General features: G+C 55.9%; 24 protein-coding genes and 1 tRNA gene. 20 read left to right on the plus strand and 5 right to left on the minus strand.

The window, feature by feature from the left end:
- Position 1: 1 nt before the first annotated feature.
- From DW806_RS04190 to rsmI, 3 genes are all read left to right on the plus strand, one after another.
- On the plus strand, positions 2 to 1,375 hold the full coding sequence (locus tag DW806_RS04190; RefSeq protein WP_118729201.1) for a penicillin-binding transpeptidase domain-containing protein: 1,374 nt from the start codon (positions 2 to 4) through the stop codon (positions 1,373 to 1,375).
- A 13-nt stretch (positions 1,376 to 1,388) separates the two neighbouring features.
- Positions 1,389 to 2,087, plus strand: coding sequence for a tRNA1(Val) (adenine(37)-N6)-methyltransferase (locus DW806_RS04195; protein ID WP_118729202.1), 699 nt, complete (start codon positions 1,389 to 1,391; stop codon positions 2,085 to 2,087).
- Between the two features lie 118 nt (positions 2,088 to 2,205).
- Positions 2,206 to 3,054 carry a 16S rRNA (cytidine(1402)-2'-O)-methyltransferase gene (gene rsmI, locus DW806_RS04200; RefSeq protein WP_110435630.1) on the plus strand — a complete coding sequence of 283 codons (849 nt, stop codon included), beginning with the start codon at positions 2,206 to 2,208 and terminating at the stop codon, positions 3,052 to 3,054.
- Between the two features lie 44 nt (positions 3,055 to 3,098).
- Here the strand turns inward: rsmI and DW806_RS04205 are convergent, their stop codons facing one another.
- The 3 genes from DW806_RS04205 to DW806_RS04215 all read right to left on the minus strand — a co-directional run bounded on the left by DW806_RS04205 (position 3,099) and on the right by DW806_RS04215 (position 4,091).
- On the minus strand, positions 3,099 to 3,449 hold the full coding sequence (locus DW806_RS04205) for a DUF134 domain-containing protein (protein WP_118729203.1): 351 nt from the start codon (positions 3,447 to 3,449) through the stop codon (positions 3,099 to 3,101).
- A 3-nt stretch (positions 3,450 to 3,452) separates the two neighbouring features.
- Positions 3,453 to 3,845, minus strand: coding sequence for a NifB/NifX family molybdenum-iron cluster-binding protein (locus DW806_RS04210; RefSeq protein ID WP_118729204.1), 393 nt, complete (start codon positions 3,843 to 3,845; stop codon positions 3,453 to 3,455).
- A gap of 170 nt (positions 3,846 to 4,015) precedes the next feature.
- Positions 4,016 to 4,091, minus strand: a tRNA-Thr gene (locus DW806_RS04215).
- A gap of 186 nt (positions 4,092 to 4,277) precedes the next feature.
- On the opposite strand from DW806_RS04215, the gene rpsF reads away from it, so the two are divergent.
- Genes rpsF through rpsR form a run of 3 tightly spaced genes read left to right on the plus strand, consistent with a single transcriptional unit; the run spans position 4,278 to position 5,374 of the window.
- Positions 4,278 to 4,574 (plus strand): 30S ribosomal protein S6, encoded by a 297-nt coding sequence (gene rpsF / locus DW806_RS04220; protein ID WP_110435639.1) that lies wholly within the window; start codon positions 4,278 to 4,280, stop codon positions 4,572 to 4,574.
- Positions 4,575 to 4,588: 14 nt separating this feature from the next.
- Positions 4,589 to 5,080: a single-stranded DNA-binding protein gene (locus DW806_RS04225; protein ID WP_110435640.1), complete on the plus strand. Its 492-nt coding sequence runs from the start codon at positions 4,589 to 4,591 to the stop codon at positions 5,078 to 5,080.
- A gap of 21 nt (positions 5,081 to 5,101) precedes the next feature.
- Entirely contained in the window at positions 5,102 to 5,374 is a 273-nt protein-coding gene (gene rpsR / locus DW806_RS04230; RefSeq protein ID WP_110435641.1) for a 30S ribosomal protein S18, read from the plus strand.
- A 135-nt stretch (positions 5,375 to 5,509) separates the two neighbouring features.
- On the opposite strand, the gene DW806_RS04235 is transcribed toward rpsR, so the two are convergent.
- A complete protein-coding gene (locus DW806_RS04235) occupies positions 5,510 to 6,844 on the minus strand; it encodes a zinc ribbon domain-containing protein (protein WP_118729205.1) in 1,335 nt (444 codons plus the stop codon).
- Positions 6,845 to 7,146: 302 nt separating this feature from the next.
- Between DW806_RS04235 and DW806_RS04240 the strand changes: the two genes are divergently transcribed.
- The 3 genes from DW806_RS04240 to trpS all read left to right on the plus strand — a co-directional run bounded on the left by DW806_RS04240 (position 7,147) and on the right by trpS (position 11,845).
- Positions 7,147 to 9,951, plus strand: coding sequence for a L,D-transpeptidase family protein (locus DW806_RS04240; RefSeq protein WP_158578285.1), 2,805 nt, complete (start codon positions 7,147 to 7,149; stop codon positions 9,949 to 9,951).
- Between the two features lie 251 nt (positions 9,952 to 10,202).
- Entirely contained in the window at positions 10,203 to 10,769 is a 567-nt protein-coding gene (locus DW806_RS04245) for a TetR/AcrR family transcriptional regulator (RefSeq protein WP_110435644.1), read from the plus strand.
- Positions 10,770 to 10,783: 14 nt separating this feature from the next.
- Positions 10,784 to 11,845: a tryptophan--tRNA ligase gene (gene trpS, locus DW806_RS04250; RefSeq protein ID WP_118729207.1), complete on the plus strand. Its 1,062-nt coding sequence runs from the start codon at positions 10,784 to 10,786 to the stop codon at positions 11,843 to 11,845.
- A 44-nt stretch (positions 11,846 to 11,889) separates the two neighbouring features.
- On the opposite strand, the gene aguA is transcribed toward trpS, so the two are convergent.
- On the minus strand, positions 11,890 to 12,984 hold the full coding sequence (aguA, locus tag DW806_RS04255) for an agmatine deiminase (RefSeq protein WP_118729208.1): 1,095 nt from the start codon (positions 12,982 to 12,984) through the stop codon (positions 11,890 to 11,892).
- A 342-nt stretch (positions 12,985 to 13,326) separates the two neighbouring features.
- Between aguA and DW806_RS04260 the strand changes: the two genes are divergently transcribed.
- The 11 genes from DW806_RS04260 (at position 13,327) to DW806_RS04310 (ending at position 25,543) form a co-directional block, all read left to right on the plus strand.
- Positions 13,327 to 13,797: a DUF4282 domain-containing protein gene (locus DW806_RS04260; RefSeq protein ID WP_118729209.1), complete on the plus strand. Its 471-nt coding sequence runs from the start codon at positions 13,327 to 13,329 to the stop codon at positions 13,795 to 13,797.
- 156 nt (positions 13,798 to 13,953) lie between these two features.
- Positions 13,954 to 14,337, plus strand: coding sequence for a metal-dependent transcriptional regulator (locus tag DW806_RS04265; RefSeq protein ID WP_110435666.1), 384 nt, complete (start codon positions 13,954 to 13,956; stop codon positions 14,335 to 14,337).
- A gap of 179 nt (positions 14,338 to 14,516) precedes the next feature.
- Positions 14,517 to 15,689: a recombinase RecA gene (gene recA, locus DW806_RS04270; protein ID WP_118729210.1), complete on the plus strand. Its 1,173-nt coding sequence runs from the start codon at positions 14,517 to 14,519 to the stop codon at positions 15,687 to 15,689.
- Entirely contained in the window at positions 15,689 to 16,156 is a 468-nt protein-coding gene (locus DW806_RS04275; protein WP_118729211.1) for a regulatory protein RecX, read from the plus strand. The genes recA and DW806_RS04275 overlap by 1 nt, the downstream gene beginning before the upstream one ends.
- 127 nt (positions 16,157 to 16,283) lie before the next feature.
- Positions 16,284 to 18,083 (plus strand): oligoendopeptidase F, encoded by a 1,800-nt coding sequence (gene pepF / locus DW806_RS04280; protein WP_118729212.1) that lies wholly within the window; start codon positions 16,284 to 16,286, stop codon positions 18,081 to 18,083.
- A 323-nt stretch (positions 18,084 to 18,406) separates the two neighbouring features.
- On the plus strand, positions 18,407 to 19,459 hold the full coding sequence (locus DW806_RS04285) for a LacI family DNA-binding transcriptional regulator (RefSeq protein WP_118729213.1): 1,053 nt from the start codon (positions 18,407 to 18,409) through the stop codon (positions 19,457 to 19,459).
- Between the two features lie 331 nt (positions 19,460 to 19,790).
- Complete coding sequence (locus DW806_RS04290; RefSeq protein ID WP_118729214.1) at positions 19,791 to 20,780, plus strand: sugar ABC transporter substrate-binding protein; 990 nt, start codon at positions 19,791 to 19,793, stop codon at positions 20,778 to 20,780.
- A gap of 85 nt (positions 20,781 to 20,865) precedes the next feature.
- A complete protein-coding gene (locus DW806_RS04295) occupies positions 20,866 to 21,990 on the plus strand; it encodes a Gfo/Idh/MocA family protein (RefSeq protein ID WP_118729215.1) in 1,125 nt (374 codons plus the stop codon).
- A gap of 13 nt (positions 21,991 to 22,003) precedes the next feature.
- Positions 22,004 to 22,939 (plus strand): sugar phosphate isomerase/epimerase family protein, encoded by a 936-nt coding sequence (locus tag DW806_RS04300; RefSeq protein ID WP_118729216.1) that lies wholly within the window; start codon positions 22,004 to 22,006, stop codon positions 22,937 to 22,939.
- 280 nt (positions 22,940 to 23,219) lie between these two features.
- Positions 23,220 to 24,233 carry a LacI family DNA-binding transcriptional regulator gene (locus tag DW806_RS04305; RefSeq protein ID WP_118729217.1) on the plus strand — a complete coding sequence of 338 codons (1,014 nt, stop codon included), beginning with the start codon at positions 23,220 to 23,222 and terminating at the stop codon, positions 24,231 to 24,233.
- A gap of 299 nt (positions 24,234 to 24,532) precedes the next feature.
- A complete protein-coding gene (locus DW806_RS04310) occupies positions 24,533 to 25,543 on the plus strand; it encodes a Gfo/Idh/MocA family protein (protein WP_118729218.1) in 1,011 nt (336 codons plus the stop codon).
- Positions 25,544 to 25,550 lie beyond the last annotated feature (7 nt).

Below are 25,550 nucleotides of genomic sequence, written 5' to 3' on the forward strand. Positions count from 1 at the left end.
CATGCGGAAAATCGAAAAACGCAGTATTTTCTGTCTGATCCTTGCTGCACTGCTCGGTCTGGGTCTGGCGTTCTTCTGCTTCCAGTTTGTCGTAGACGGCGGCGACTGGGCCTCCTACCCGTACAACCGTCATCTCTATAACAACTCCGGTCAGCTGAAAGGCGGCACCATCCTCGACCGGGACGGCGATATGCTGTCCACGCTCGATGAGGACGGCAACCGCATCTACAACGATGACGCAGCCGTCCGGCGCGCCACACTGCACGCCGTCGGCGACAAAAACGGCAACATCGGCGCGGGTGCGCTCACCTCGTTCGCGGATAAGCTGTCTGGCTACAATCTGCTCACTGGCGTATATTCTCCGCTCGGCACCGGCAACAGCCTGTATCTGACGATTGATGCCTATTTGAACAATGTCGCCTATCAGGCTTTGAACGGAATGAACGGAACGGTTGGCGTTTATAACTATAAAACCGGTGAAATTTTGTGCATGGTGTCCACACCGACGTTTGATCCGGCTAATCCGCCGGACATTGCGGCGGACGATCCCGCGTGGGACGGCGTTTACGTCAACCGCTTGCTGTCCGCGAACTCGATTCCGGGCTCTATCTTCAAGGTTGTGACCATCAACGCCGCTATCGAGAACATCCCTGACCTGTTCCAGCGCAAGTGGACGTGCACCGGCTCGGTCAACATCGGCGGCGAGGAAGTCACCTGCCCGCACGCTCACGGCGAACAGGACATCGAGGAAGCGCTCGCCAACTCGTGCAACGGTGTGTTCGGTCAGCTGGCCGTCGAACTCGGCGGCGAAACCATGCAGAAATACGCGGATGCGGCAGGACTGACCAAGTCCATCAAGGTGGACGGCATCCAGTCCTCGGTCGGCAAGTTTGATTTCTCGGGCAATGACAATCAGCTGGCATGGTCGGGTGTCGGTCAGGGTCAGGATACCCTGTGTCCGATCAACATGCTCCAGTATATGGGCGCGATCGCCAACGGCGGCAAGGCTGCCGTGCCGCGTCTGATCGAAAAATCCACCACAGATTACGGCCTGCCGACCGGCATTTACTATCCGCACAAGTCGGCGCAGCTGATCGACGAAAAGACCGCGGGTACCATTGCGGATATGATGCACAACAACGTCATAGAGACCTACGGTCAGGATCGTTTCCCAGGCATGGATATCTGTGCCAAGTCGGGCACCGCCGAGGTCGGCGCGGATAAGTCACCGAACGCATGGTTCACCGGCTTCCTGCGCGACGAGGCCACGCCGTATGCTTTCATCGTTCTCGTCGAGAACGGCGGCGGCGGCTCGTCGGTTGCCGGTACGGTGGCTTCGCAGGTGCTGCAGGCTGCGGTAGAAAAGGGTTATTAAGGAGAGAGAAATCATGGCGCAAAGCACTGAAATACTCCCTAACGGACTGCAATTATTACAGGACGACCGGTTTTTTAAGCTCGGACAGGACAGCGTGCTGCTCAGCGCGTTCGCCAAGCCGAGACGCAATGCCAAACTGCTCGACCTCGGCTGCGGCACAGGCACTCTGGCGCTGCTCGTATGGCGGCCCGACCTCAAGATCACCGGACTGGAACTGCAGGACGGCCCGCTCGACCTGTTCCGGCAGTCCATCACAGCAAACGAGCTGGAAAACGTAACCGCTCTGCAGGGCGACCTCCGGCAGATGCGTACGCTGCTGCCGCACGGCAGTATGGATTACGTCATCTGCAACCCGCCGTATTTCGACCGCAACGCAGGCGCGAATGCGCCGACCGCCGAAAAGCGCACCGCAAGGCAGGACGCGACCTGCTCGGTCGAGGAACTGGCGGTTGCGGCCTCGTTCGTGCTGCATACCGGCGGCAAAGCCGCGTTCGTATTCCGGCCGGAACGGCTGTGGGTACTGCTCGAAGCGCTCTCGCGCGTGCGGCTCGTGCCGAAAAGAATGCGGTTCGTGCACCAGAGCGTGCAGGCGGCGCCAAGCGTCGTCATGGTCGAGTGCCGAAAAGGCGGCAGTGCGGAAGGACTTGTTGTTGAGCCGCCGCTGATCGTTGAGAGTGATGAATATTTCCGTATTTACGGAATTGAGAATTAGCGCTATCCTTGCGCGAGTCCCGTCCGCGCTGCGCTGAGACGCGCAATGCGCGATGATTTAGCCGCACCTTCATTTTCCATTATCCATTCTCCATTTAAGAAATTCCGGAGGGATTGAATTGTCTACATTATACTTAGTCGCAACGCCGATCGGCAACCTGAGTGATTTATCGCCGCGGGCACGCGAGGTTCTCAGCACAGTGGATTTCATCGCGGCAGAGGACACCCGCGTGACGCAAAAGCTGCTTAACGCCTGCGAATTGCCCAAAAAGCCGATGATCTCGTACTACGAACACAACCGCCGCGCACGCGGTGAAGCGGTTTTGGAGAAGCTGCTCGCCGGTGAGACCTGTGCGCTCGTAACCGATGCGGGCACGCCTGCGGTTTCCGATCCGGGTGAGGATCTGGTCGCGCTGTGCGCCGAGCACGATGTGCCCGTTATCCCGATTCCGGGCTGCTGTGCGGCGGTCTGCGCGCTGGCGGCATCCGGTCTGCCGACCGGACGCTGGTGCTTTGAAGGCTTCCTGTCGGTCAACAAAAAGGCCCGCAGAGAGCACTTGGACACTCTACAGGGCGAAAAACGCACGATGATCTTCTACGAAGCACCGCACAAGCTGTGTGCAACGCTGCGCGACTTGCGCGACGCCTTCGGCGGCGACCGCCGGCTGTCACTCTCGCGCGAGCTGACCAAGCTGCATGAGCAGACGCTCCGCATGACGCTCGACGAGGCGGTTGCCTACTTTGACGCCAACGCGCCGCGCGGCGAGTTCGTGCTCATCCTCGAGGGTGCGCCGGACGAGCCGGAGACCGAGCAGGACGAGGCCGAACGTCTTGCCTCTGCCGCCGAGGCGGTCCGCCGCCGCATGGAGCAGGGCCAGACCCAGAAGGACGCGGTCAAGGCAGTTTCCGCCGAAACCGGCGTAAAGAAAAACGCGCTGTACCGCTATGTGCTCGATCACGAAGAATAACGAAAAAACCGTTGCTTTGGCAACGGTTTTTTCGTTTTCTGCACTTATTTTTGATGTTTCGGGCAGCCGCTGCGGCAGCAATGTCCGCGTCCGGGGCACTGCGCATGACGTTCGCACAGCGCAACATCGCCGCCCTCGATCACCAGCCGTTTGCCGTTTACAAGGCAATCCGCCAGCTTGCGGCGGGCGTTGTTGTAGATCAGCTGCACCGTTGTGCGGGCTACCCCCATCTGCGCGGCAGCCTGCTCCTGCTGCAGATTCTCCAGATCCAGCAGACGGATAGCTTCATATTCGTCCAGCGTCATTTGCACGCACTCTGTCGTACTTTCCTGCGGAGAAAACTCGCTGAACGGCGGCATACCGCAGATTCTGCGGCACTTTCTCGGTCTCGGCATGGATTATTCGTGGCAGTGACCGCCGCAGCCGTGGCTGCCGCAGGAATGGTCTTCGCCGTGATCATGGTGCGCGCAGTGCACATTGGGATCAAACGCCAGCGTACCGTTCAGAAAAGCCTGTACCGCCTCATCTGCGTTGCCCTGCACGCCGCCGATCAGACGGATATTGGCCTCCGCAAGCGCTGCCTGTGCGCCGCCGCCAATGCCGCCGCAGATCAGCGTATCCACACCAAGCTGTGCCAGCAGGCCGGCCAGCGCACCGTGACCGCTGCCGTTCGTATCCACCACCTGCGCATGCAGCAGCTTACCGCCGGATACCTCGTACAGCTTAAACTGCTCCGTGTGGCCAAAATGCTGGAAAACCTCTCTGTTTTCATAGGTAACTGCGATCTTCATAACCATTTCCTCCGAATCATTTCTGGCATATGCCAATAACGTTACTTATAGTCTATCACGTTTTCGGCATATGTCAATAATAAGTTTTGGCATACCGCTATCCCATTATATAGAAAGCAGACGCCGATATCCGGATAAAGCAAAAACCCTTCCGAAAATCGGAAGGGTTTTGGAGCTTGTGGCCGGACTCGAACCGGCGACCTGCGCATTACGAATGCGCTGCTCTACCAACTGAGCCACACAAGCACTTATGCGTCCTGCGACGAATCTCTGCCTCGTTCACAGTGTTTTCAGTATATCATGCTTTTGAAAGTTCGTCAATATTTTTTTGAAATTTTTCTTGACATTCTCCGTGTATCCGTTATAATGGTATAGTATCCTTGCTCACATCAAAGGATGTGGGCCAAAAGTCCAAAAGGAGGTGCTAAGAATATGGCAAAGATTTCTGGCAAGTACGAGACTATCTTCATCGTTAACCCCAAGCTGGAAGAGGCAGCGGCTACCGCTGTTGTGGACAAGTTCAAGTCTCTCGTTGAGGCGAACGGCACGAACGTAGAGGTCGAGGACTGGGGCAAGCGCCGTCTGGCGTACCCGATCGAGGATCAGACGGAGGGCGTTTACACGCTGGTTCGTTTTGAGTCCAAGCCCGATTTCCCGGCTGAGCTGGACCGTATCTACAAGATCACGGACGGCATCATGCGTTCCATCATCGTCTGCCTGGACGACTAAGGCGGTGAACACCAATGCTCAATAAGGCGATTCTGATGGGTCGTTTGACCCGCGATCCCGAATTGCGCCATACCCAGTCCAACATGGCTGTGTGCTCGTTCTCGCTTGCGATCGACCGTGGTCGCAAGGATCAGAACGGCGAACGCCAGACCGACTTCATCGACTGTGTCGCATGGGGCCGTCAGGCAGAGTTCGTTGCACAGTGGTTCACGAAGGGTTCTATGGCAATCGTAGTCGGCCGTATCCAGTCCCGCCGCTGGCAGGATCAGAACGGCAACAACCGCACTGCAATCGAAGTAAATTGCGACGAGGTTTCCTTCGGTGAAACGAAGAAATCCCGCGATGCCTACAATGCAGGCAATCAGGGCGGTTTTGGCGGCTATGACAACGGATCGCAGATGCGGCCCGAGCCTGCCGCGTCCCAGGTTGCTCCGGCTTTCGATCTCCCCGCAGGAGATTCGGATTTTCAGGAGCTTGCTGATGACGACGGCGATGTCCCATTCTAAACTGAAGGAGGTTACGTGATCATGGAAGAAACCAAGAAGGAATTTACTCCCCGTCCGGAGCGTGCAGAGCGCCCGCAGCGCGGCCGTCGCCGTCGCAAGGTATGCGCATTCTGCGTAGATAAGGTTGCACACGTTGACTATAAAGATGCCGGCAAGCTGAAGAAGTACATGTCCGAGCGCGGCAAGATCCTGCCCCGCCGCATGACCGGTACCTGCGCTGCTCATCAGCGTCAGCTGACCGAGGCTATCAAGCGTGCACGTCACATTGCTCTTCTGCCCTACACCGCAGAGTAAGCAATTCGTTTTTTATAATCAAGGATACGCAAAGCGTCGTTTTCGCAAGAAAGCGGCGCTTTTTTGCACCCTTGTTTCTCGTTTGCAGCAAACAAAAAGGACGCGTTATGCGTCCTTTTTTCGTTATTCCCGTGTTCAGTTCATCAGATCGAGCAGCTTATAGCAGCGTGTTTTGGTGTAGCTCTGCTTAAAGCTGTAGGATGCAAGCTGCTTTGCGGTATCATCCTCGGTCTCCTTTGCGGCATTTTCCGCACCGGAATCCCGCTCCTGCACCCACTGCTTGTAGCTTGCTTCCTCAGAAGCGTACTGATCGGCGTTGAGCACGGTTGCAAGGTAGTCGTACATCTCCCCCAACAGGTTATCCCATTGCTCAAACGAGCTTGCGGTCATGGCCAGCTCATCCTCCTGGTTGGCTGCCGACGAAATTTTCAGATCGTCACTTTCCAGCTCATCCATCTTTTTGCTGAATGCATCGCGCTGCTCGGCCTTTTTCTGGCTGTTCTCTTCCTGCTGCTTTTCCTGCTGCTGTGCATCGGAAAGCTGCTTCTGCAGCTCCTTGACCTGCTTTTTCTGGTCAGCGGTCAGCGAATCATCATTTGCCAGAGAATCCAGCTTGCCGCTGGCGGCATCGTACTTTTTATCGTCCAGATAGCTCTGCGCCTCGTCCAAATCGGAGTTGAACTGATCGTCCGACTGAGCAGACTGCGCCTTATCGAGCAAATCCTCGATGGCCTTGTACATCGCGGAATCCGGGTCGGTGACACGGTTCTGCAGCTGCTTGAGCGCCGCAATGGCCTCGGTGTACTGGCCGTTGCCCACATAATCCTCAGCGGACTGATAGTCCTTAATCAGCTGAATGGTCGCATCCAGAGCAGCCGGATCCTTGGCCTCCTCCTGCGCCTTCTGGTAATACGTAAGCGCCTTGTCGAAGTCACCGTGATCCATGTATTTTTCGGCCATGATGAGGTTTTCGTCGGTCTTGTGCGAATTTGCAAAATACCACACACCGCCGCCGATCAAAGCCGCCACGATGATGACCACCAGCGCAATGATCAGGCCGCGTTTTCCCTTGGACGGCTTTTTGTAAACGCTGTCCTTCGGATCGGCCTCACCGTTGTAGTAGGTCGTGCGGCGCTCGGGCGTGCCCGCAGTACGGCGGACCGGCGGCGTGTCGATCGGGCGCATGGTATCCTGCGTGGGAATGTTCAAATTCGGGATATTGGGATTGGTGTCTGCCAGCGGATCGGCAACCGTGTCGTCCACCGGAAGCTGCTGCTTTTCATCCCGCATAGCCGCGTCAAACGCGCTGGTGTCAATCGGACCGGTCTCGACAGGGTCCTTCATATCATCCGGCAGGGTGGTAAATACAGCGGTTTCGTCGTTGACACCGGTCTGCTCGACAGCTGCGCCGCAGAAGGGGCAGAATTTGCCGGCGATCGGCAGCTCCTTGCCGCAGTTTTTGCAAAGCATGGGTGATTTCCTCCTTTGAAAAAGGGTCATTTTTGTGATTATTTTATAGTATAACATGCTATATTCAGATTGTAAAGCGTGGATGGCTGTTCCCGTTATTGGGATTGCCGCTTGCGAAGCGAGGGAAGCTTGCCTACCCTCTTGCCCTCTCGGCGTGGGTACGCCGCCCCCAGCGGGCAGCGAAATGTTTCGGAACTGAAACCTTACTCGTCTTGACAAGCTCTGGTCCGGAACGTAAAATATAGGTAATAAGGTAAGGCAGAATGTCCGCATTCTGCAACTGTCAAAAAGGGGATAGTATTTTGAAGTTGACAAAACGCATTTTCAGCGGTCTGCTGGCCGCCATGATGCTGTTCACCACTGCTTTTGCCGTAAATGATTCGGCGACAACCACGGCTGCAAACGCGCTGACGTTTGCACTCAAGCCGATCACCGGCAGCGAGTACGACAGCACCGCTCTCCAGACCGATCTGGCAGCAGCGCAGAAGACCATCTCGCAGCGCATGCAGCTTGAGGGTCTGACCGGCGCGTCTGCCGCCGTTTCCGGCGATGTGATCACCGTTTCCATTCCGAAAACAGCTACCGGCAGCACTGCCGCTTACTGGGCCGCTCGTCTGGGCGACCGCCGTCTGTGCAGTGTAACCGACTTTCTGAACGAGGAGTGGCAGTTTGACCGTGCAGATTTTGCCTCTGCCAAGGCGACCACCGAAAACGGCAAAGAAGCCGTTGAGATCGCCCTGACCGACTCCGGCAAGACCAAGCTGACCGAGGCCCACAACAAGGTAAAGGCATACCTCGCGGACAGCAAGAACGACGCTGACAAGGCGCAGTGGCTCACCTTCCACTGGGGCACCACCACCTTCCGCATGCTGGTGGACAACAGCTTCTCCGACAGCAAGCTGGTGATCGGCGGCGATTCCGATCCGCTGCGTGCCGGTGCGTCCAAGTACATGCCGCAGTATCTGATGCTCGATCCGCTCCCGTTTGCAATGGAGCAGACCGCCGTTCCGACGACCACCGAGCCGACGACTCCAACCACTCCCACCGAACCCACGACTCCGACTGACCCGACCACACCTTCCGATCCGGCAACCACGGATTTCCCGGACATCGACGGCCACTGGGCTGCCGCTTCGCTGCGCAAGGGTGTTGAGCTGGGTCTTCTGAAGGGCATCAACGGCAAAATTATGCCGAATAACTCGGTCAAGCGTTCTGAAGCTATCGTTATCCTCAACCGCGCACTTGGCGCAGCGCAGGCCGACAGTGTATCCGGTCTGGCTGCCAGCCAGCAGTCCGCATGGTACAGCAAGGATCTGGGCAAGGCCATCCACCTCGGCCTGATTACCGCAAACGACAACCGCAACTTTGACACTGCAGCTACCCGTGCTGAGGCTTTCGTGCTGATGGCTCGTGCGTTCGCATACGACCGCGCAGAGACCGCTGCCGATGAGCTGAGCAGCTTCACCGACACCTCCTCTATGACCACCGAGCAGAAGCAGGCAGCTGCCGCTCTGATCAGCAAGGGCGTTGTAAACGGTACCTCTGCTACCAAGCTGTCTCCATCGAACAAGCTGACCCGTGCACAGTTCGTCACCATGATCGTGCGCATTGCCGCTGCCACCAACGCAGACAGCGCACCGACCGAGCTGGCCGGCGGCACCGTACTCACCAATCCGAGCATCGCTCTGACCGGCGCAGTCGCAGACGGCGACTGGATCTTTGCCGCTCCCACGAATGAAATTTCGCTTGATTCCGTCAGCAGCTCGCACCGCATTGTCCTCAAGGGCGAAGAGCGCGCTGTACTGAACGGCACCAAGCAGACCAGCATTTCCACGCTTGCTGTTGACCCGGCAGGCACGGCTGATGTGAAGATGGACAACACTTCGTCCATAAACACGCTCGTTATCGCGGGCAAGGGCGGCTCCGTTGGCTACAGCGGCGCAGTCTCCAACATCGAGATCACCGCTTCCGGCCGCACCATCGTGCTCGAAGGCATGACCTCGGATGCCATCACCATTACCGGCAGCAACAACACCATCCTGCTCAAGGGCGACGCGGATACCGTTTCCGTACTGCGCGGCTCCGGCAACCGCATCACGCTGTCCGGCACGGTCGGCACGATGGTTCTGGCCGGCAAGAACACCACGGTTGACGGCACCGGCAAGATCGGCACCGTAGACACCCGCATGGTCGGCTGCACGGTAACGGCTAAGGCCGACCACACGATCGACAACATCGATCCCGGTCTGGATGGCGTTCAAATCACGATGACCGTTCCGGATAAGGTTAAGGCCGGCGGCTCGCTGACTGCCAAGGTCAGCTTCTCCGGCGTAAAGGAAGGCGTTACCTGCACTGCAATCTGGTATCAGGACGGCTCCGCGATCAAGGGCTGCACGAACAACAGCTTCGAGCTGACCAACGACAAGACCTCCAGCCACACCAGCACTTTCACCTTCACCAAGAATATGAAGACCAGCACGGCGATTGGCTTTAAGCTGCTCTACGACAACCCGTCCACCGGCGAGACCGAGCAGGTTTACGCCCAGAAGACCGTTCCGATCGAGAATTACTCTGCCGAGTGGTATGCACAGCGCGATGCTGCCGCTATCCTCAAGCAGGTATCCTCGGTTTACCGCGGCAACTACACCACGTCCTACGCGGCTAACAACGACTACTCCACCACCACCAAGGAGGTCTGGATCAACGCCAAGGGCTACTCCAGCAACACCAATTATCTGGTCTGGATCAACCGCGCATACCAGCATGTAAACGTATTCACCGGCTCCAAGGGCAACTGGAAGCTGACCAAGAGCTTTATCGTCGGCACCGGCGCTGCCTCCACCCCGACTCCGGTCGGCGTGACCACCGTCAGCTACAAGCTGAAGGCAGGCTGGACCACCGGTACTTACACGGTTCGTCCGGTTGTAGGCTTCTACCCGGGCACCGGCTACGCGTTCCACTCCCGCCTGTGCTATCCCGGCACCGATACCGAATACGACTTCAGCAGCGGCTATCCGGTTTCGCACGGCTGTGTACGCATGAAGCACAACGACATCAACTGGATTTACAACAACGTACCGATTGGTTCGACTGTCGTAATCTACTAAACCGCAGCTGCAAACACCGATATTCTCCGTTTTTCCGGAGAGTATCGGTGTTTTTTTGCCGCAAAACAGTGTGTACATCATCAACATCCTGTCTTGCACCGCAACGATAAATTCTCACCATGATAATGAATTCGTCATTTTATACGCATTTTTCGCAAATGCGATTGATTATCGTTGTGACATTTTAATGTTGACACCGACAACATCAAGGACTATAATAAACCCATCACAACAAACAACGAGGTGAGAAAATGGCCGATCAGTATCATCACGGAAATCTCAAAAGCAAGCTGTTGGAGGAAGCGGTCACGCTGATCTCGCAGGACGGCCTCGAAAATCTTTCTCTCCGGCGGCTGGCAACGCAGTGCGGCGTGAGTCACAACGCCATCTACCGCCACTTTGACAGCAAGGAGCGCCTGATCGACGCCTGCCGTGCCTACGTCATGCAGGAGCTGACGCGCACACTCGAGCTGACGCTCAGCGGTCTGGACGAAAGCCTGCCGCAGACCATGGAGCAGCTCGGCACCGCCTATCTGGATTTTTACATGCGCAACCCGACGTATTTCAGCGCGTATTTCCGCAACGCATCCCAGAAGCTGACGTTCTCGCTTGAGCCGATCGAGGGCAACTACCCGCCGTTTTCCGTTTTCCGCCGTGTGGCTGTCGCTATCGCGGAAAAGCAAGGCATTCCGCAGGATGAGACACGATGGCGGCTTCTGCGCTACTGGACGATGCTCAACGGCATGTTCGCCATGTGGATTTCCTCCAACGTGGAACTGCCCGAAAACTGGAAAACCTGTCTGAAAAACGAATTTTAAGGAGCGTTTACGATATGAAACAGATCATTCTCACGGGCGACCGCCCGACCGGCAACCTGCATGTCGGCCACTACGTCGGCTCACTGGCCGAGCGCGTGAAGCTGCAGAATTCCGGAAAATATGACGAAATTTACATCATGATTGCGGACGCGCAGGCGCTGACCGACAACGCCGAGCACCCGGAGCGCGTGCGCCAGAACATTATGAAGGTCGCGCTGGACTATCTTGCGGTCGGCATTGACCCGGAAAAGACGAATATCTTCATCCAGTCCATGGTGCCGCAGCTGACCGAGCTGACGTTCTACTATATGAACCTTGTCACCGTGTCCCGTGTACAGCGCAACCCTACCGTTAAGGCAGAGATCCAGATGCGCAACTTTGAAGCCAGCATTCCGGTCGGTTTTTTCTGCTATCCGATCAGTCAGGCGGCGGACATCACCGCATTCAACGCTACGGCTGTTCCGGTCGGCGAGGACCAGGAGCCGATGCTCGAGCAGTGCCGCGAAATCGTGCACAAGTTCAACACGATTTACGGTGAAACGCTGACGATGCCGCAGATTGTTCTTCCGTCCAACAACGCCTGCATGCGTCTGCCCGGCACGGACGGCAAGGCGAAGATGAGCAAGTCGCTCGGTAACTGCATCTACCTTGCAGATCCGGAGGAGGTCGTTCGTGACAAGATCATGTCCATGTACACCGATCCGGACCATATCCGCGTGCAGGATCCCGGCAAGCTGGAGGGCAATACCGTATTCACCTATCTGGATGCGTTCTGCCAGCCGGAGCACTTCGCAGAATTCCTGCCGGACTACCAGAGCCTCGACGAGCTGAAAGCACACTACCAGCGCGGCGGACTCGGCGATGTGAAGGTAAAGAAGTTCCTGAACAACGTCATGCAGTCTCTGCTGTCGCCCATGCGTGAGCGCCGTGCGCAGTGGGAGGGTCGCCTGCCTGAAGTCTACGAGATTCTCAAGAAGGGCAGCGAAATCGCCGCTGAGACCGCTCAGGGTACGCTCGATCGAGTCCGTCACGCGATGAAGATCGACTATTTCACCGATAACGCCCTGCTCAAGTAAAAATAGCAAAATAAAGGACGAACCGCTTGGTTCGTCCTCTATTTTTACACTTTCGGGATTTGTTGGGTCACGCAGTGGATATTGCCGCCGCCAATCAGAATATCGCGGGCAGCAATCGCAACCACCTTACGGGTCGGGAAAAGCTCCTGCAGGATGGCCTGCGCCTTTTCATCCATCGGGTCGCCGAAGGCGGGCATGACAACAGCCTCGTTCGCAATGTAGAAGTTGACGTAGCTTGCCGCCAGACGCTCTCCCGGGGTACGGGTCGGCTCGCCGTCACACAGGTCAAGGCCGTCGCACTCCTCTGCGGTGATGGTCACCGGCTTGGGCAGCGGCAGCTTGTGCACCTTGATCCTGCGGCCCTTGGCATCGGTCGCAGCTTCCAGTGCATCCAGACTGGCCTTGGAAAGCGCATACTGCGGGTCGGTCTCGTCGTCCGTCCACGCGAGAACCACCTCGCCCGGAGCCGTGAAGGCGCACACATTGTCAACGTGCTCGTTGGTTTCGTCGTTATAAATGCCGCGCGGCAGCCAGATCACCTTGGAAACGCCCATATAATCGCACAAAACCTGCTCAATTTGAGTCTTTGTGAGATCGGGATTGCGTCCCGCGCTCAGCAGGCAGGCTTCGGTGACGAGCGCGGTGCCCTCGCCGTCCGAGTGGATGGAGCCGCCCTCGCAAATGAAATCGCGTTTGTCGTATACGTCGTTGCTGACCAGGTCGCAGAACTTGCGCGCCACGCGGTTGTCCTTCTCCCACGAGGGATACAGGCCGTCCACATCGCCGCCCCACGCGTTAAACCCCCAGTCGATGCCGCGGCGCTCTCCCCTGCCGTTGATAACAAAGGTCGGGCCAACGTCACGCGCCCACGCATCGTCAGTCTCCATCACGACCAGACGAACGCGGTCGGGCAGCTGCGCACGCGCGTTGTCATACTGCCCTTCCGAGCAGAGCACGGTCATGCTTTCGCTTTCGGAAATCGTCTCGATCACACGCAGAAAGGCTTTCCGGGCCGCATAGGCGCCGTACTGCCAGCTGTCGGCGCGTTCCGGCCAGATCATCAGGCAGCCCTCATGCGGTGCAAACTCCGCAGGCATATAAAACCCGTCCTGCGCGGGTGTGGTGTGCAAAATTTTCATGGTATCTCTCCTGTTCGGTGGTACATCAAGAGTACAACATTTTGATTGAATTTGCAATGGTCGTAGGCGGTTTGAAATGAAAAATTGAGAATGGAGAATGGAAAATGAACGTAATATTGAACGGTATGCGGGCGGTCGCCGGCCGCCCCTGCGATTCCACGATTGCCGCCGTTTCTTAATGATAACGCCATTCTCACCTGATAAATACACCGATTTTCCCCTCACCTGCATTCTCCATTCTCCATTTTCCATTCTCAATTATTCAACTTTCCCTTTATCAACCCCGCAGAATATGGTACACTAAAAATGTATCAACCCATTTCCAAAGGAGAGGTGCATACCATGAATTACGCTTACACCTATACATACACACCGCTTTTCACAATGATTCTGCCGATTCTGGCACTTTTACTGATTCTTGCGGGTGGCATCGCGCTGTACACGCTGTTTGTCCGCAAACCGAATCACTACCACGGTACAGCGGCAAAGCTGCATGATTTTCTCAATTTCCGGCACGCATACACCGAGGGTCTGCTGAAAATCCTGTACTGCATGACGGTCGCTGCGCTGGCTGTTTACAGTGTTATTCTGCTGTTTTTCCACTTTTTCTGGGCGATCCTGCTGTTTATTGTCGGAAATATTGCTGCACGGCTCGGCTATGAATTTATTATGATGCTGTTCAGCATGCACCGCACCCTGCGCAGCATTGACCGCAAAATGCCCGAGCCGCAGCCGTTCGAGCAGCCGGCTCCCGCACCGCAGCCCGAGCCGCAGAATACACCGGAAAATCCGCTCCCGCCCGATCAGCCGTAACACAAGCCGCTGTTTCCGCTTGAAATTTGTTCAACGCAGATTGCAAAAACACGCAAGTCATGATAAAATAGATATACTATCATAGAATTTCGCGGCAGGACCAACCCATGTGCTGCCCTACAGAAAAGTGTATCTTAGAAAAAGGAGGTCCGTGCATTGAAAATTCAGGAAAGCGCGGAAAACTACCTGGAAGCCATCCTGGTTCTGACGCAGAAAAATGGACAGGTGCGCTCGATCGACGTTGCGCACTACACCGGCTTTTCCAAGCCGAGCATCAGCCGTGCCGTTGGCCTGCTGCGCGATAACGGTTACGTTTCCATCGACCAGAACGGTCTGCTGGGACTGACCGAATCCGGCATGCAGATCGCCACCAGCATTTACGAGCGCCACACCGTGCTCACCGCGTTCCTCACCGCTCTCGGCGTGGACGCTGAGACCGCCGCTGAGGATGCGTGCCGCATCGAGCATGTGCTGAGCGAGGAAACCTTCGACAAGCTCAAGCAGCATGCGAAGGCGTATATCGACGCACAGGGTAAATAAGACCCGTTGAAAATCCTGCCTGAAAAGGCAGGATTTTTTATATCAAATTTTATCGAACAAATTTTCGATAAAATCATTGCATTCAAATCAGCACCCTGTTATAATGGGTGTATCGAATCCGAATACACCGCCGCTCTGCGGCTTGCATATTTGTAACTTTTTCAGGAGGAAATGCTATCATGGCTACCAAAAAGCAGTTGGAACCGGTCGCTCCTGCGACTGATAAGAAGAAAGCACTTGCCGCTGCGCTCGGTCAGATCGAAAAGCAGTTCGGCAAAGGCTCGGTTATGCGTCTGGGCGAAAACACCGGCATGAATATCGAACACATCCCGACCGGCTCGATCGGTCTGGATCTCGCGCTCGGCATCGGCGGTCTGCCGCGCGGCCGAATCATTGAGATCTACGGACCGGAATCCTCCGGTAAGACCACGGTTGCGCTGCACAGCGTTGCAGAGGCACAGAAGCTGGGCGGCACGGCTGCGTTTATCGATGCCGAGCACGCGCTCGACCCGGTTTACGCCAAGGCACTCGGCGTTGACATTGACAGCCTGCTGGTCTCCCAGCCGGACACCGGTGAGCAGGGTCTGGACATTGCGGAGGCGCTCGTACGCTCGGGCGCGATCGACATCGTGGTTATCGACTCGGTTGCCGCGCTGACACCGCGCGCCGAAATCGAAGGCGAAATGGGCGATTCCTTCGTCGGTCTGCATGCCCGCATGATGAGTCAGGCGATGCGCAAGCTGGCCGGCTCGATCGCCAAGAGCCAGTGCGTAGCCATCTTTATCAACCAGCTGCGTGAGAAGGTCGGCGTCATTTACGGCAATCCGGAGGTCACCACCGGCGGCCGTGCGCTCAAGTTCTATGCGTCTGTCCGCATGGAGGTTCGCCGCGTGGAGCATCTGAAAAACGGCACCGAGCTGATCGGCAGCCACACCCGCGTAAAGGTTGTAAAAAACAAGGTCGCTCCCCCGTTCAAGCAGGCTGAGTTCGATATTATGTACGGCGAAGGCATTTCCCGCACGAGCGAGCTGGTCGATCTCGGCGTGGAATTCGGCATCCTCAACAAATCCGGCGCGTGGTTCTCCATGGGCGATACCCGTCTGGGTCAGGGCCGCGATGCTGCCAAGCAGTATTTCAAGGATCATCCGGACATCGCGGATGACGTACAGAAGCAGATCATGGAAAAGGTAGCCGAGGAGCGCAGCAAGCTGGCGCAGAGCCATGCGGCACGTCCTTCCGCCGCTGTGCCGACCGAGAAGGCCGAAAAGCCTGCGGATAAGGCACCGCGTCCGTCGTCCTCCAAGGCGGTCTCCATCGACGCGGACGATTTTGACGACCTCGACGAAGAATAATGAGCGAGGATAAATACCGCGCAGCCCTCGATATGGCGGTAAAACAGCTGTCTTACCGGGCGCTGAGTGCGAAAATGCTGCGCGACAAGCTGCTTGCCAAAGGACACGATGAGGAAGCCGCCGATTACGCGCTTGCGTGGCTGATCGAACGCAGTATGCTCAATGACGAGCTTTTCGCGGAAAGCGTTGTGCGCGGCTACACGCGCAAGGGCTACGGCGCGGCACGCATCCGGCAGGAGCTGACCCGCCGCGGCATAGACCGCGACACCGCAGAAGCGGCTATGCAGACCTTCTCTCCGGATGAGGCGCAAATGCTGGCTCTGCTCGAAAAACGCCTGCGCGGTGACGTTTCCGACCGAAAAGAGGTCGAAAAAGCCGTTGCGGCACTCCAGCGTCGCGGTTTTGCGTGGAATGATATCAAGCGCGCACTCGAAACCTACGGCAATTCGCTGCCGGAGGAAGAATAGACTCCATCCCTCTTACGGAAATGTGAGAGGGATGTCTGTTTTTTAGCCGTAAATCCGCTTGCATGAAACCTGCTGTTGCGGTATCATAATAATCAGAGAAAAACTCTACCAGAAAGGAAGTATTTCCATGGAAACCAATAAAATTCCCGCCCGCGCAGATGTGCCCGCAAAGGACAAATGGGCGATTCAGGATCTGTTTGCGACCGACGATGACTGGCGTGCCGCGTTAGCGAAGGCCAAGGAGTTCATTCCGCGCATCACTGCATTCCGCGGCAGACTGGCCGAAAGCGGCGCTGTTCTGCTGTCTTTTTTCCGTCTGGATGATGAAATCAGCCTTGCATTTGACGCGCTCGTACACTACGCCCAGCGCCGCAGCGATGAGGACACCCGCGTCGCCGCCTATCAGGAGATGGTCAGCCAGGTGACGCGCTTCGCGGTCGAAATTCAGTCTGCCGCCGCGTTTGAGACCCCTGAGCTGCTCGCCATCAGCGATGAGGACATGAACCGTCTGTACGCCGAAGCACCCGAGCTGGAGCTGTACCGCCTGAATATCGACCGCATTCGCCGCCGCCGAGAGCATGTGCTGTCCGACAAGGAGGAGGCAATCCTCGCCGCTGCAGGCGAAATGGCCGCCAGCCCGGATGACATTTACTCCATGCTCAACGACGCTGACCTCAAATTCCCGGACGCAGTGGACAAGGACGGCATCGCGCATCCGGTCACGCACGGCACGTTCATCCCGCTGATGCAGTCCTACGACCGTGTGCTGCGAAAGTCCGCGTTCGATTCGCTGTACTCGGTGTACGGCCAGTTCCGCAACACCTCGGCGGCAACGCTGTCCGCGCAGCTCAAGCAGCTACTGTTTTTCGCAAACGTGAGAAAATATCCCTCGACACTGGATGCCGCGCTCGACGGCAACGAGGTGCCGACCGAGATTTACCGCAACCTGATCGACGCGGTGCACCGCTCGTTTGCGCCCATGTACCGCTATGTTGCGCTGAGAAAGAAGCTGCTCGGCGTGGACGAGCTGCACATGTACGACCTGTATGTGCCGGTCGTGGACGGCGTGGAGATGAAATTCACGTTCGAGGAGGCCAAGGAGATCGCACTGAAGGCGCTTGCGCCGCTCGGCGAGGACTACCTGAATCTGCTCCGCGAAGGCTTTGCCAACGGCTGGATCGATGTGTACGAGAACGAGGGCAAGCGCTCGGGCGCATACTCGGCAGGCGCGCGCGTACACCCGTATGTACTGCTCAACTTCAAGGGCACGCTCGACGACGTGTTCACGCTTGTGCATGAGATGGGCCACTCTATCCACTCGTACCTGTCCAACAAGACCCAGCCGACCGCGTATCAGGATTACGTTATCTTTGTTGCCGAGGTTGCATCCACCTGCAACGAGGCCCTGCTGATGGAATACCTGCTGTCCGTCACGACCGATAAAAAGGAGCGCGCGTACCTCATCAACCACTTCCTCGAGCAGTTCCGCGGCACGCTGTACCGTCAGACCATGTTCGCTGAGTTCGAGCTGACCGCCAACGAGATGACGCAGCGCGGCGAGGGCACGACCGCCGAAGCGCTCTGCGCGATGTACAAAAAGCTGAACGAGCAGTATTTCGGACCGGAAATGAACGTAGACGAGGAGATTTCGCTCGAATGGGCGCGCATCCCGCACTTCTACTACGATTACTACGTTTACCAGTACGCGACCGGCTACGCCGCTGCCATCGCACTGTCGCGCCGCATTCTGCGGGAGGGTGAACCGGCGGTGAAGGATTACCTCGGCTTCCTGTCCGGCGGCTGCTCTGCCGACCCGATCACGCTGCTGCGCGGCGCAGGCGTGGATATGGCAAGCCCGAAGCCGATCGAGGACGCAACAAAGCTGTTTGATGAAATGATCTCTGAAATGGAAAAGATTCTGAATTGAGAATTGAGGATGGAAAATGAAGAATGATGTTTCTTTTTTCATTTTTTCATTGTCTGTAACACTCAATTAGAGTAAAGAAAAGGCACAGCCGTCTGAACAGCACCCCATCTGTTAGATAGTATATCATACTGTCTAACAAATGGGGTGCAGTTCATCTACACATTCTCTATTTTTGAACATACCTATTCTCTCTCTCATCTTGGCGCGGCTGTACTCTCTCGGCTGAGCCATTCTTCTGTCTGCATGGGTGTGTCCCCTCTTTCCTCCTTTTCTTCTTTATGATATGATAAACGAAAGGAAAGCAAACGCGGAGGAACACAGCCATGAAGATGACCATACGTAAAATCGCAGAGCTATCAGGCGTATCGCGCGGAACGGTAGACAAAGTAGTACACGACCGTGAAGGTGTAAGCAACGAAGTGCGTACACATGTGCAGAAGATCATCGATGAATTCGGCTATAAGCTACCCACACGTAAACCGAAAGAGATTATACAGCAAGTTGAGCCAGAACGGAGTTATCGTGTGGCAGTGCTTTCGCCCCGGCTGACTAATCCATTCTTTGAAAAAGTCATTCGCGGCATGCAGGATGCATTGATGAGCGAAAGCGCGCAGTCAGTCCATGCAGAGTATTTTCATTGCGACAGTGAAAACGTCAACGAACAGCTTTCTATTTTATATTACCTGGAGGAGCACGGCATTGACGGCATTCTGCTCCGCGGTACGCGCAATCAGCGCCTGTGTGACCGCATCAATCACTTGACGGAAAAAGGCATTCCGATCGTGTTGTTCGACTCGGATGTTCCCGGCTCCAAACGGCTGTGTTTTGTCGGAGAAAACAGCGGTGCATCCAGCCGTGTCGCGGCCTCGCTGCTAGCGAAAAGCATTGGTGAGGAGGGCGAAGTGGCGATCATCAGCGGCCTGCCTGATATGTCGACACATCGTGCACGTGTACAGGGGTTCGAGCAGGTCATGCGTGAGCGCTTTCCTAAAATATGTATCGTTGAGAAAATCAATTCTCGTGACCAGAGTGTTATTGCATATGAGAAAACACGATATCTGTTGCGACAATATCCGCATTTGCGCGGTATCTTTAACGCAGTAGGCTGCACCGGCGATATTGGGCAGGCACTGATTGATCAGCAGGCGCAGCACATTAAAATGGTGTGTTACAACATGACACCGGACATTGTAGCGCTGGTCAAGCGCGGCATTGTGGATTTCGCGATCGGTCTTGCGCCGTATCAGCAGGGCTTTTCTGCGATGAATGCCATGACAGCGTACCTGACACAGGGCAAGCAGCCTGCCGCGTTCATCGAACTGCCGCAGCTGATCGGCATTGATGAGAACATCGAAGCCTTGGCGAAAACCATGTGAGGTTTAGGTTTTCCTTTCCGTGCCTTCTACGTGCCTTTACAATTCTATCGGTAAAAACGCCGATAGAAACCGTGTTTTCAAAGCGTGCCTTTTTAGGCACGCTTTTTTCTTTCCGCTTTTTCTGCTGCGTGCACGTGTTTGCTTGTGAAATACCACAATCTTCCGCAGCGGTTTTGGACTGATTTCACGAAAACTGCGGTTCGTTTTGTTTGCGAATGGAATCGCAGGTTGCAGGCAGGTATAATTGAACCATGGAAACTGGGAACACCCCGGAAGAGAAAAAAGAAGTTGCCATATCGAAAAGGCACGTAATGAGAGGAGCAATTTCATTATGAAAAAGAAAATCTTAGCAATGTTGATGGCAAGTGCAATGGCACTGACAATGACCGCCTGCGGCGGCTCCGCTTCCCAATCCGGCAGTGACAGCACGGCTGACACCGGTTCGGACGCAGCCGGCGGCAATCACAAAATTTCGGTCATCCTCAAGACGCTGAATTCAGAATACTGGCAGGCGGTTTCCGCAGGTATCAATCAGGCAGCCGATGACCTTGGCGTGACCGTTGACCTGCAGGGTCCTCCGAGCGAGACCTCCTACGACGAGCAACTCAACATGATCGAAACGACGCTCGGCTCGAGCGACGCAGAGGCACTGGTGCTGGCGCCGCTGCAGCCCGATGTAGCGACCACCGCTGTTGCAAATGCAACCATTCCGGTGCTTTCGGTTGATACCACCTTTACCTCGGATAAGCTGGTCAGCTACGTTGGTGTCTCCAACGAGGACGCAGCCAAGAGCGGCGGCGAGTATGTTGCCGAAAAGCTGGGCGGCACAGGCAATGTTGTCATTCTTGCTGGCGTGCAGGGTGACACCACCTCTGAGGATCGTGTAAAGGGCTGGACCGAAGGCATTGAAGCAGGCGGCTGCACGGTGCTGGATATGCAGTACACCGACGCGGTAGCAGACAAGGCAGTTACCACGCTGGAAGGCTTAATGCAGCAGTATCCGGATCAGATCGACGCCGTTGTATGCCACTCCGATGACGTTGCAATGGGCGCAGCGCAGGCGCTGCAGTCCATGGGCAAGCAGGATGATGTTGTTGTCTGCGGCTTCGGCGGTATCTCGGGTGCAACGCCGGTCAAGGAAGGCTCGATCACCGCAACGGTCGATATCGGCGCTTACCAGATGGGCTATGACTGTGTAGCACGCGCACTCGACGCCATCGAGGGCAAGACCATTGATTCGTTCTATCCCTCCGACCCGACCATCATCGACAGCTCCAATGTAGACGACTTCCTTGCGAAACTCGCTGAGTGGAAGGGCTGAGTTCATAATGACCGAGGACCAGCCATATGCTGGTCCTCTTTTCACAACAAACGATACAATATGAAGAAGAAAGGCTGAAATAGTTATGAAGAAGATCAAGATCGGACTGATCGGCGCAGGCTTCATGGGCCGCACCCATTCCACCGCATACAAGTCGGTAAACAACATTTTCGGCGATGATTATGTACCGGAGCTGGTCGTTGTAGCCGATGTGAACAGCGATAACGCGAAGGCGCTTGCGGAGAAATACGGCTTCAAGCGCTGGACGACCGACTGGCACGAGGTCGTTTCGGACCCCGAAGTTGAACTGGTGGACATCACCACGCCGAACGCTTCGCACTGCCCGATTGCGGTCGAGGCAGCAAAGCACGGCAAGAACGTCTACTGCGAAAAACCGCTGTCCATGACCGCGCAGGAGGCGGTTAATGCGACCAAGGTAGTCGAGGACGCCGGCATTGTGACTTCTGTCGGCTTCAATTACGTCCGCAACCCAATCCAGCAGTATGTCAAGGAGCTGATCGCGTCTGGCGAGCTTGGCGAGGTCGTCAACTTCCGCGGCATGTACGATCAGGACTACTACAACGATCCGGATCAGAAGCACGAGTGGCGCATGTTCAAGTCCGCGTCCGCGTCCGGTGCGCTGGGTGATCTGGCAAGCCACACGCTTTCCCTGTCGCAGTACCTCATCGGCGATATTGCCGAGGTCTGCGGCATGACAAAGATCATTGTGCCCGAGCGCCCCGACCCGAAGGACTCCTCCCGCATGCTGCCGGTCGAAAACGACGACGTTGTACAGTTCATGTTCAACTTTGCGAACGGCGCGTGCGGCACGATCTTCTCCAACCGTCTGGCTGCGGGCCGCAAGATGTCGCTCGGCTATGAGATCCAGATGACGAACGGCTGTATCGTATACAATCAGGAAAATCAGAATCAGGTGCAGATCTATCGTCACGATGATCCCAAGACCGAGCGCGGCTTCAAGACCGTACTTATCGCACCGGGTCACGGCGAGTATGACAAGTTCTACGGCGGCGCCGGCATCTGTCTCGGCTACGCAGACCAGAAAACCATCGAGGTCTACCATACCCTCCAGTGTGTTGCGGAGCATAAGCCGTACGAGATCGACTTCCGCTTCGGCATGAAGGTCATGCAGGTCATTGACGCAGTTCTGGAGTCTGCCGAGACCCGTCAGTGGGTAACGGTCAAGTAAGGAGGTCCCTGCCATGAAAATCGGTCTGGTATCCGACTGCCTCGGCGGTCAGTCGTTCGACGAGCTGCTCGACTCGTGCGTAAAACTCGGCATCGAACAGGTCGAGCTCGGCGTGGGCAACTGGTCAAGTGCGCCGCATGTTGATCTGGACGGTCTGTTGGAGAGCGAAGCCAAGCGCGATGAAATGAAGGGCAAGCTGAAGGACCACGGCCTGAGCATTTCGGCGTTCAACTGCTCGGGCAATCCGCTCGCCCCGGGCGACTGGGGAAAGCGCGAAGACGAGGTGACGCACAAGTGCTTCAAGCTGTCCGAATATTTCGACCTCGATAAAGTTGTCATGATGTCCGGTCTGCCGGGCGGCGGTCCGGAGGACAGATACCCGAACTGGGTCGTGACCTCGTGGCCGCCGGAAACGCAGGAAATTCTGGATTATCAGTGGAGCACCGTCGCCATTCCGTACTGGAAGGAGCTGAAAGAAGTCGCAAAGGCGCACGGCGTGACCAAGCTGGCGCTTGAGCCGCACGGTTGTCAGCTCGTGCACGATGTGGAGAACTTTGAGAAACTGCGCGACGCATGTGGCGGCGACAAGACCATCGGCTTCAACCTCGATCCCTCTCACCTGTTCTGGATGGGCGCGGACCCGGTCGCGGTCGCGCGTGCGCTCGGTGACGCGATTTACCATGTTCATGTCAAGGATGTGCGCGTAGAAAAGCCGGCGGCGGTCAATACCCTGCTCGACGGCAAGGGCGTGCTCGAATTTGCCAAGCGCTCGTGGAATTTCGTAATCCCCGGCTACGGCCACGATGAACGCTGGTGGCGCGAATTTCTCGTCACACTCAAGATGATGGGTTACGACGGCGTACTCTCCATCGAGCACGAGGACTACACCATGGATACGATGGAAGCACTGGGCAAAACCGCCCGTCTGCTGCGCGAAAACCGCGTTTGAGCAGCAAAAAACAGGTTCTCTCGCGTCCGCCGCCCGCTCAGAACCTCTCTTTCCTCAAATAGCTGATACGCTCCAATGTTTTGCTCTCGTTCCTTCTCTCTTTCCCCTGTTGTGAAAACAAACTGCGGAAACGCCGCTTGATTGGCTGAACAAGCCTTCGGGCGACGTTCTGTTTACGTTATCGCGCAAATTTCTCTTGCAAAACCATTAAAAAGCATGGATAATAGAAATGGATACCGGTATCGTATCATAAAATTTGTCACATCGAGGAATTATCGTTATGGGAATTACGCTTAAACAGATTGCGGATATGGCGGGTGTGCATAAATCAACCGTGGATAAGGTGATCCACAACCGTCCGGGCGTCAGTGACGCCAAACGCCAGCAGATTCGCGCGCTGCTCAAGGAATACGGCTACGAATCCAATCCGCTGGCGAAAGCGCTCAATTATCAGAAAAAGAAAATGACAATCGGCGTTGCACTGCCGCGCGTCAATGCAACACCCGATCTGCGGCGCGGTATTGAAATCGTGCGGCAGGACTTCAACAGCTTCAATATTGAGATTGACTACCGCGAAATCGACTACCCTAATGCAGATGAGCAAGCGCAGTGTTTAAGGGAATTCCGTGCGGCCGGTGTCGCCGGCGTAGTAGTCAGCCCGATGGAAAGCGAAGCCGTTCTGTCCGAACTGAATTCCCTGCACGATGCGCAGATTCCGGTGGTCGTGGTTCATTCCGATTTGGGAAACGCACCCTGCCTGTGCTTTGTCGGACAGGATATGCAGCAGGCCGGTCAGGTCGCGGCGCGTATGCTGCACCTGCTGACCGACAGCGGCAAGGTCGGCGTTGTCACCAGCCGCAACAGGCTGCACTCGGTCGAACTGCGTGAACAGGCATTTGCCGACTATATTTCCAATTATCCGGAACTGACAATCGCAGATACCATTGATACGCAGGAATCGCCCGATGTCGCGTATGCGCAGACACAGGCCATGCTCAGGCGCCATGCCAACCTAAACGCGCTGTTCATCACCTGCGGCTGTGTGATTGATGTATGCCGTGCGGTGCGAGATGCAGCGCTGCCAGTTCAGCCGTCCATCGTGTGTTTTGAGCGCTATCCCGAAATTATAGAACTGCTCCGTCAGGGCAAAATCGCCTGCACCATCAGCGGTGATTTGCAGGAGCAGGGACGGCTTGCCATGCGCTTCCTATTTGAATATATCATCTATGACCGCACGCCCGAATGCAGCACGGTCTACACCAAAAACGAAATCATCATTGCGGAAAATGCGTAAATTTTTCGGCAGCCCCAGCGGACACTTCTCGTAGTGTCCGCTTTTTTCGTCTGCCCTGTTTTGTGAAGGGTGCATAAAAAATTTGTAAAAAGTATGTGCGGTATTCCTGTTTACAAATTCAGATTTACAATGATATAATCATTTTGCAAACAAGAGATACCGGTATCGTAAACAGCGATTCCGGTATCGTAGAAACATTATATTCATCTAACGCAAGAAAACCGCCTCTGGCGGGAAATTTTTTAGAAAGTTACGATACCGGTATCGTAACTTGAAAAGTACAAAAGGAAGGTATAAAAATGAGCGAACTGAGAATTGGTCTTGTAGGCACCGGCGGTATCGGCCGCACCCACATTGAACGCATCAACAACACCCTGCAGGGCGGCAAGGTTGTAGCCTGCGCGGATCCGGTAGGCGCATTCGGTCTGTCGGTTGCAGAGAAGTACGGCATTAAGGGCTTCGAGAACCCGATCGACATGATCAACGATCCTGAGATTGACGCTGTCATGTGTACCACCGCTGATCCGTATCACGAAGAATACGTTCTGGCTTCCATCGCAGCCGGCAAGTATGTGTTCTGCGAAAAGCCGCTGGCTCCCAAGGCTGATGCCTGCAAGCGCATCGTAGAGGCTGAGATGAAGGCTGGCAAGAAGCTGGTTCAGGTTGGCTTCATGCGCCGTTATGATGAAGGCTACAAGCAGCTCAAGGCAGCGGTTGACAGCGGCAAGTACGGCGAAGCGCTCCTGCTGCACTGTGCACACCGCAACCCGTCCGTTCCGGCTGACTGGGACAACTCCATGGCGGTTGAGAACTCCATGGTTCACGAAATTGACGTTCTGCGCTGGCTGCTTGGCGAGGACTACGCAACCGCTGAGGTTCGTTACGGCAAGTCCACCAACAACGGTCCGAAGGATCTGCACGATCCGCAGATTATGATTCTGACCACCAAGTCCGGCGTACGCATCGACGTTGAATCCTTCGTAAACAACAAGAACGACTACGACATCAAGTGCGAAATCGTATGTGACGGCGCGGTACTGAATATGCCCAAGCCGAATTACATCTCGGTCAACGCGAACGCAACCACCGGTCAGGCAATGTACACCGACTGCTTCCAGCGCTTTGCAGATGCATACAACGCGGAGATTCAGACCTGGATCAACGCTTCCAAGGCAGGCTATGTTGACGGCCCGACCGCTTGGGATGGCTACTGCTGTCAGGTTGCAGCGGCTGCCGCTTCCAAGGCACGCGAGACGCAGACCATCGTTCCGGTCGAGTACGACGAAATGCCGGATTTCTATAAGAAGTAACGCTGAA

This window comes from Butyricicoccus sp. AM32-19, from assembly GCF_003480365.1.
GTDB classification, from domain to species: domain Bacteria; phylum Bacillota; class Clostridia; order Oscillospirales; family Butyricicoccaceae; genus Agathobaculum; species Agathobaculum butyriciproducens.

Coding starts and splice junctions, on each gene's coding strand:
- DW806_RS04190 (WP_118729201.1), top strand. CDS start 2: ATGCGGAAAATCGAAAAACGCAGTATTTTCTGTCTGATCCTTGCTGCA.
- DW806_RS04205 (WP_118729203.1), bottom strand. CDS start 3,449: ATGCCGAGACCGAGAAAGTGCCGCAGAATCTGCGGTATGCCGCCGTTC.
- DW806_RS04195 (WP_118729202.1), top strand. CDS start 1,389: ATGGCGCAAAGCACTGAAATACTCCCTAACGGACTGCAATTATTACAG.
- recA (WP_118729210.1), top strand. CDS start 14,517: ATGGCTACCAAAAAGCAGTTGGAACCGGTCGCTCCTGCGACTGATAAG.
- DW806_RS04210 (WP_118729204.1), bottom strand. CDS start 3,845: ATGAAGATCGCAGTTACCTATGAAAACAGAGAGGTTTTCCAGCATTTT.
- DW806_RS04245 (WP_110435644.1), top strand. CDS start 10,203: ATGGCCGATCAGTATCATCACGGAAATCTCAAAAGCAAGCTGTTGGAG.
- DW806_RS04300 (WP_118729216.1), top strand. CDS start 22,004: ATGAAAATCGGTCTGGTATCCGACTGCCTCGGCGGTCAGTCGTTCGAC.
- rpsF (WP_110435639.1), top strand. CDS start 4,278: ATGGCAAAGATTTCTGGCAAGTACGAGACTATCTTCATCGTTAACCCC.
- DW806_RS04275 (WP_118729211.1), top strand. CDS start 15,689: ATGAGCGAGGATAAATACCGCGCAGCCCTCGATATGGCGGTAAAACAG.
- DW806_RS04290 (WP_118729214.1), top strand. CDS start 19,791: ATGAAAAAGAAAATCTTAGCAATGTTGATGGCAAGTGCAATGGCACTG.
- DW806_RS04285 (WP_118729213.1), top strand. CDS start 18,407: ATGAAGATGACCATACGTAAAATCGCAGAGCTATCAGGCGTATCGCGC.
- DW806_RS04225 (WP_110435640.1), top strand. CDS start 4,589: ATGCTCAATAAGGCGATTCTGATGGGTCGTTTGACCCGCGATCCCGAA.
- DW806_RS04260 (WP_118729209.1), top strand. CDS start 13,327: ATGAATTACGCTTACACCTATACATACACACCGCTTTTCACAATGATT.
- rpsR (WP_110435641.1), top strand. CDS start 5,102: ATGGAAGAAACCAAGAAGGAATTTACTCCCCGTCCGGAGCGTGCAGAG.
- aguA (WP_118729208.1), bottom strand. CDS start 12,984: ATGAAAATTTTGCACACCACACCCGCGCAGGACGGGTTTTATATGCCT.
- pepF (WP_118729212.1), top strand. CDS start 16,284: ATGGAAACCAATAAAATTCCCGCCCGCGCAGATGTGCCCGCAAAGGAC.
- trpS (WP_118729207.1), top strand. CDS start 10,784: ATGAAACAGATCATTCTCACGGGCGACCGCCCGACCGGCAACCTGCAT.
- DW806_RS04295 (WP_118729215.1), top strand. CDS start 20,866: ATGAAGAAGATCAAGATCGGACTGATCGGCGCAGGCTTCATGGGCCGC.
- DW806_RS04305 (WP_118729217.1), top strand. CDS start 23,220: ATGGGAATTACGCTTAAACAGATTGCGGATATGGCGGGTGTGCATAAA.
- DW806_RS04310 (WP_118729218.1), top strand. CDS start 24,533: ATGAGCGAACTGAGAATTGGTCTTGTAGGCACCGGCGGTATCGGCCGC.
- DW806_RS04235 (WP_118729205.1), bottom strand. CDS start 6,844: ATGCTTTGCAAAAACTGCGGCAAGGAGCTGCCGATCGCCGGCAAATTC.